At 62.7% G+C, this 6,479-nt stretch carries 4 protein-coding genes and 1 tRNA gene; all 5 read left to right on the forward strand.

Annotated elements, in window-relative coordinates:
- Positions 1–342: 342 nt before the first annotated feature.
- The 5 genes from tig (at position 343) to ACM14_RS29885 (ending at position 6,478) form a co-directional block, all read left to right on the forward strand.
- The gene (gene tig, locus ACM14_RS29865; protein ID WP_012204528.1) at positions 343–1,653 is read left to right on the forward strand and encodes a trigger factor; all 1,311 of its coding nucleotides are present in this window, start codon (positions 343–345) and stop codon (positions 1,651–1,653) included.
- 135 nt (positions 1,654–1,788) lie between these two features.
- Entirely contained in the window at positions 1,789–2,397 is a 609-nt protein-coding gene (gene clpP, locus ACM14_RS29870; protein ID WP_012204529.1) for an ATP-dependent Clp endopeptidase proteolytic subunit ClpP, read from the forward strand.
- Between the two features lie 107 nt (positions 2,398–2,504).
- The gene (gene clpX / locus ACM14_RS29875; RefSeq protein WP_012204530.1) at positions 2,505–3,767 is read left to right on the forward strand and encodes an ATP-dependent Clp protease ATP-binding subunit ClpX; all 1,263 of its coding nucleotides are present in this window, start codon (positions 2,505–2,507) and stop codon (positions 3,765–3,767) included.
- Between the two features lie 120 nt (positions 3,768–3,887).
- A complete protein-coding gene (gene lon, locus ACM14_RS29880; protein WP_012204531.1) occupies positions 3,888–6,302 on the forward strand; it encodes an endopeptidase La in 2,415 nt (804 codons plus the stop codon).
- Between the two features lie 103 nt (positions 6,303–6,405).
- A tRNA-Gly gene (locus ACM14_RS29885) sits at positions 6,406–6,478 on the forward strand.
- Position 6,479: the final 1 nt, after the last annotated feature.

Below are 6,479 nucleotides of genomic sequence, written 5' to 3' on the forward strand. Positions count from 1 at the left end.
CCCCCCGCGCACCACGCACCAACGCCGCTCAACTGCGGCGAACACTGCTCAAGCCCGCTTCCTGTAGAGGAGGCGCATTGGCCAGGCGGATTGCGGGATTCCCCTGCAAGAGCGCGCGTCTCGAAGGCAAAACCGCCTCGTTTATAATGTCCGGCTTCGCTTACATCACGGGTTGAGCGAACCATGTGCGGTCCCCAGCGGCCAGGTGCATGTGATGTAAGCCCTTGAAATCTGAGGTGCCGCGCGGCCGACTGGCTTGGCTCGCGTCGCACCGTGACTTTTGCGCAATACGGTGCGGGCTGTACAGCAGCCGGCACGGTCCAATCCCTCATAGGAACAAACATGGCCGTTACTGTTGAAACCCTTGAAAAGCTCGAGCGCAAGATCACGCTGAGCCTGCCTCTGAACTCCATCCAGAGCGAAGTCGAGAACCGCCTCAAGCAAGTGGCGCGCACCGTGAAGATGGACGGCTTCCGTCCCGGCAAGGTGCCGATGAGCGTGGTGGCCCAGCGTTATGGCTACTCGGTGCAGTACGAAGTGCTCAACGACAAGGTTGGCGAGGCTTTTGCACAGGCCGTCAACGAAGCCAAGCTGCGCGTGGCTGGCCAGCCCCGCATCTCCGAAAAGGAAGGCGCTCCCGAGGGCGAGGCCCAGTTCGAAGCCATCTTCGAAGTGATGCCTGAAGTCAAGATCGGTGACCTGACCTCGGCCGAAGTCGAGAAGCTGACCGCCGAAGTGGACGACGCCGCCATCGACAAGACCGTGGACATCCTGCGCAAGCAGCGCCGCACCTTCGCGCAGCGCGCCCAGGCCGATGTGGCCGTGGACGGCGACCGCGTGACCGTGGACTTCGAAGGCAAGATCGACGGCGAGACCTTCTCCGGCGGCAAGGCTGAAGACTTCCAGTTCCTGGTCGGCGAAGGCCAGATGCTCAAGGAATTCGAAGACGCAGTGCGCGGCATGAAGGCTGGCGAGTCCAAGACTTTCCCGCTGGCATTCCCCGCCGACTACCACGGCAAGGACGTGGCCGGCAAGACCGCCGATTTCCTGGTGACGGTCAAGAAGATCGAAGCCGCCAACCTGCCCGAAGTGGACGAGGCTTTTGCCAAGGCACTGGGCGTGGCTGAAGGCACGGTCGAAGGCCTGCGCGCCGACATCAAGAAGAACCTGGAGCGTGAAGTCAAGTTCCGCGTCCAGGGCCGCAACAAGCAGGCCGTGATGGACGCCCTGGTGTCCAAGGCCGAGTTGGAACTGCCCAAGGCTTCGGTGCAGGCTGAAGTCGCACGTCTGCTGGAAGGCGCCCGCGCCGAGCTGCAGCAGCGCGGCATCAAGGACGCCGAGAAGGCCGAGATCCCTGAAGACGTGTTCCTGCCCCAAGCCGAGCGCCGCGTGCGCCTGGGCCTGGTGGTGGCAGAGCTGGTGCGCGCCAACGAGCTGCACGCCACGCCCGACCAGATCAAGGCCCACGTGGAAGAGCTGGCCGCCAGCTACGAAAAGCCCGAAGACGTGGCACGCTGGTACTTCGGCGACCGCCAACGCCTGGCTGAAGTCGAAGCCGTTGTCATCGAAAACAACGTGACCGAGTTCGTGCTGGGCAAGGCCAAGGTCTCCGACAAGGCCGTGTCCTTCGACGAACTGATGGGCCAGGCCTGAGGGTTTGAGCACCGCCTGCCTGCCGCTTCGTGAGATCGGCGGGCGGGTTGGCATCTGCGGGGCTTGTGCTTTGGCGCACAAGCCCCATTTTCTTTCCGGATACGGCTAAAGTAGCCCCCTAGTACTGGAGAAAACATGAGCGCATTGGAAACTCAGGGTTTGGGCATGATCCCAATGGTCATCGAACAGTCCGGCCGCGGAGAGCGGTCGTACGACATCTACTCGCGCCTGCTCAAGGACCGGGTGATCTTCCTGGTGGGCCCTGTCAATGACCAGACGGCCAACCTCGTCGTGGCCCAGCTGCTGTTCCTTGAAAGCGAAAACCCCGACAAGGACATTTCGTTCTACATCAACAGCCCCGGCGGCTCCGTAAGCGCCGGCCTGGCCATCTTCGACACGATGAACTTCATCAAGCCCGATGTGTCCACGCTGTGCACCGGCATCGCAGCCAGCATGGGCGCCTTCCTGCTGGCCGCTGGCACCAAGGGCAAGCGCTTTGCGCTGCCCAACTCCCAGGTCATGATCCACCAGCCGCTGGGCGGCATGCAGGGCCAGGCCACCGAGATCGAGATCCACGCACGCGAGATCCTCAAGACCCGCGAGCGCCTGAACAAGATCCTGGCCGAGCGCACGGGCCAGCCGCTGGAAAAGATCCAGCACGACACCGAGCGCGACTACTTCCTGTCCGCCGAGGAAGCCAAGGACTACGGCCTGGTCGATCAGGTGATCAACAAGCGCTCCTGAAGTCCGGAGGCTGCATGAGAATGGGCGGCGTTTTCCCCCTACGGAAAACGCCGCTTTCCATTTGGTTATCATCCTTTTCCATATTTCTGTAACAAGGCACCGACCCCATGGCCGAGAAAAAAGGCTCCTCCAGCGAAAAAAACCTTTATTGCACCTTCTGCGGCAAGAGCCAGCATGAGGTCAAGAAGCTGATCGCGGGTCCGTCAGTCTTTATCTGCGACGAGTGCATCGATCTCTGCAACGAGATCATCCGCGACGAGCAGCCCAGCACCGAGGCCAAGGACGGCCGAGGCGACCTGCCCACGCCCGCCGAAATCAAGGCCAACCTGGACAACTACGTGATCGGCCAGGACCTGCCCAAGCGCACGCTGGCCGTTGCCGTCTACAACCACTACAAGCGCCTGCGTCACAAGGACAAGGCCGGCAAGGACGAGATTGAGCTGGCCAAGAGCAACATCCTGCTCATCGGTCCCACGGGCTCCGGCAAGACGCTGCTGGCGCAGACGCTGGCGCGCATGCTCAACGTTCCCTTCGTCATGGCCGATGCCACCACGCTGACCGAAGCCGGCTACGTGGGCGAGGACGTCGAGAACATCATCCAGAAGCTGCTGCAAAGCTGCGAGTACGACGTCGAGCGTGCACAGCGCGGCATCGTCTACATCGACGAGATCGACAAGATCTCGCGCAAGTCCGACAACCCCAGCATCACGCGCGACGTGTCGGGCGAGGGCGTGCAGCAGGCCCTGCTCAAGCTCATCGAAGGCACCATGGCCAGCGTTCCCCCGCAAGGCGGCCGCAAGCATCCGAACCAGGACTTCCTGCAGATCGACACGACCAACATCCTGTTCATCTGCGGCGGCGCGTTCGCGGGCCTGGAGAAGGTCATCGAGAACCGCACCGAGGCGTCTGGCATCGGCTTTGGCGCCACGGTCAAGAGCAAGAAGCAGCGTTCCATCTCGGAAGTGTTCCAGGAGATCGAGCCTGAAGACCTGATCAAGTTCGGCATCATCCCCGAGCTGGTCGGCCGCATGCCCGTGGTCACGGCCCTGGCCGAACTGGGCGAAGACGCCCTGGTGCAGATCCTGACCGAGCCCAAGAACGCCCTGGTCAAGCAGTACAGCAAGCTGCTGGCCATGGAAGGCGTGGAGCTGGAGATCCGGCCTGCCGCGCTCAAGGCCATCGCCCGCAAGGCGCTGGCGCGCAAGACGGGTGCCCGTGGCCTGCGCTCCATCCTGGAGCAATCTCTGATCGGCACCATGTACGAGCTGCCCAATGCCGACAATGTCGAAAAGGTAGTGGTGGACGAGTCCACCATCGAAGACGGAAAGGCGCCGCTGCTGGTTTACCGCGAAGCGGCCAAGAAGGCCTGATGCGCCGCCGCCTGCAAAGGTCCGGCAGCGCAAGTCCCTGCGTCCCGAAATCCTTTCGGGCCGCAGGGTTGAAATACACCGGTGTGCGGACCATCTTCCGCTGACAAACCGAGGATTCCCATGTCAGGACATACCCCTTTGCCTTCCACCCCCCTAGACCTGGCGCTGCTGCCGCTGCGCGATGTGGTCGTGTTCCCCCACATGGTGATCCCGCTGTTCGTGGGGCGCGCCAAGAGCATCAAGGCGCTGGAGCTGGCCATGGAGGGCGACCGCCGCATCATGCTGGTGGCCCAGAAGACCGCCTCCAAGGACGAGCCCACGGCCGCTGACATGTTCGATGTCGGCTGCGTGTCCACCATCCTGCAGATGCTCAAGCTGCCCGACGGCACGGTCAAGGTGCTGGTCGAAGGCCAGCAGCGCGCGCTGGTCAAGCAGGTCATGGACGAAGAGACCCACTTCGTGGGCTCCGTCGTGCCTGTGGCGCCCGAGGCTGAAACACACAAGCCCAGCGAGATCGAGGCCCTGCGCCGCGCCGTGACGCAGCAGTTCGACCAGTACGTCAAACTCAACAAGAAGATCCCGCCCGAGATCCTCACCTCCATCGCCAGCATCGACGATGCCGGCCGCCTGGCCGACACCATTGCCGCGCACCTGCCGCTCAAGCTGGAGAACAAGCAGGCCGTGCTCGACCTGGTGGACATCAAGGAACGCCTGGAGAACCTCTTCGAGCAACTGGACCGCGAAGTCGACATCCTCAACGTCGACAAGCGCATCCGTGGCCGCGTCAAGCGCCAGATGGAGAAGAACCAGCGCGACTTCTACCTGAACGAGCAGGTCAAGGCCATCCAGAAGGAACTGGGCGAGGGCGAAGACGGCGCCGACATCGAAGAGATCGAGAAGAAGATCAAGCTGGCCCGCATGCCCGCCGAGGCGCGCAAGAAAGCCGAGGCCGAGCTCAAGAAGCTCAAGCTCATGTCGCCCATGTCGGCCGAAGCCACCGTGGTGCGCAACTACATCGACGTGCTCACGGGCCTGCCCTGGAGCAAGAAGACCAAGATCAAGCACGACCTTGCCAATGCCGAGGACGTGCTCAATGCCGACCACTTCGGCCTCGAAAAGGTCAAGGACCGCATCCTTGAATATCTTGCTGTGCAGCAGCGCGTGGACAAGGTCAAGGCGCCCATCCTGTGCCTGGTCGGACCTCCGGGCGTGGGCAAGACCTCGTTGGGCCAGTCCATCGCCAAGGCCACGGGCCGCAAGTACGTGCGCATGGCGCTGGGCGGCATGCGTGACGAGGCGGAAATCCGCGGCCACCGCCGCACCTACATCGGCGCCATGCCGGGCAAGGTGCTGCAAAGCCTGGACAAGGTCGGCACGCGCAACCCGCTGTTCCTGCTGGACGAAATCGACAAGCTCGGAATGGACTTCCGTGGCGACCCGTCGAGTGCCCTGCTGGAAGTGCTGGACCCCGAGCAGAACCACACCTTCGGCGATCACTACGTCGAGGTGGACTTCGACCTCAGCGACGTGATGTTTGTGGCGACCTCCAACTCCATGAACATCCCGCCCGCGCTGCTGGACCGCATGGAAGTGATACGCCTGTCGGGTTACACCGAGGACGAAAAGGTCAACATCGCCATCCGCTATCTGCTGCCCAAGCAACTCACCAACAACGGTGTGAAGGACGGCGAAATGCAGGTCGACGAGTCCGCCATCCGCGACATCGTGCGCTACTACACGCGTGAAGCCGGCGTGCGCTCGCTGGAACGCGAGCTCTCCAAGATCTGCCGCAAGGTGGTCAAGGGACTGCAGCTCAAGAAGCTGGAGCCCACCGTCGTCGTCAATGCCGACAACCTCACCGACTACCTGGGTGTGCGCAAGTACAGCTACGGCCGTGCCGAGCACAACAACCAGGTCGGCCAGGTCGTGGGCCTGGCATGGACCGAGGTCGGTGGCGACCTGCTGACCATCGAGGCCGCCATCATGCCCGGCAAGGGCGTGATCTCGCGCACCGGCTCCCTGGGCGACGTGATGAAGGAATCCGTGGAAGCCGCCCGCACCGTGGTGCGCAGCCGCTCGCGCATGCTCGGCATCAAGGACGAGGCCTTCGAGAAGAAGGACATCCACGTGCACGTGCCCGATGGCGCCACGCCCAAGGACGGCCCCAGCGCGGGTGCGGCCATGACGACGGCCTTCGTCTCTGCGCTGACCGGTATCCCGGTGCGTGCCGATGTCGCCATGACTGGCGAAATCACGCTGCGCGGCGAGGTCACCGCCATCGGCGGTCTCAAGGAAAAGCTGCTGGCGGCCCTGCGTGGCGGCATCAAGACGGTGCTGATCCCCGAAGAGAACGTCAAGGACCTCCAGGAGATCCCCGACAACGTCAAGAGCGGCCTGGAAATCATCCCCGTCAAGTGGATCGACCAGGTCCTCAAGGTGGCGCTGGAGCGCGTGCCCGAGCCCTTGTCCGAGGAGGAGGCCGCAGCGCCGCCACCAGCGGAATCCAAGCCTGTGGAGCCAGCCGTCAAGCACTGAAGATGAAAAAATGTAGCGTTTTTCCTGAACCCTCCAAGAACTACGCTACAATTCATCCCATCGCAGCAAACGACGTTGTAGAATGTCAGGCTTCGGTAGAAATGCGGGAATAGCTCAGTTGGTAGAGCGCAACCTTGCCAAGGTTGAGGTCGACGGTTCGAACCCGTTTTCCCGCTC

Origin of the sequence: Delftia sp. JD2 (assembly GCF_001682645.1) — a bacterium.
Lineage (GTDB): Bacteria > Pseudomonadota > Gammaproteobacteria > Burkholderiales > Burkholderiaceae_C > Comamonas > Comamonas acidovorans.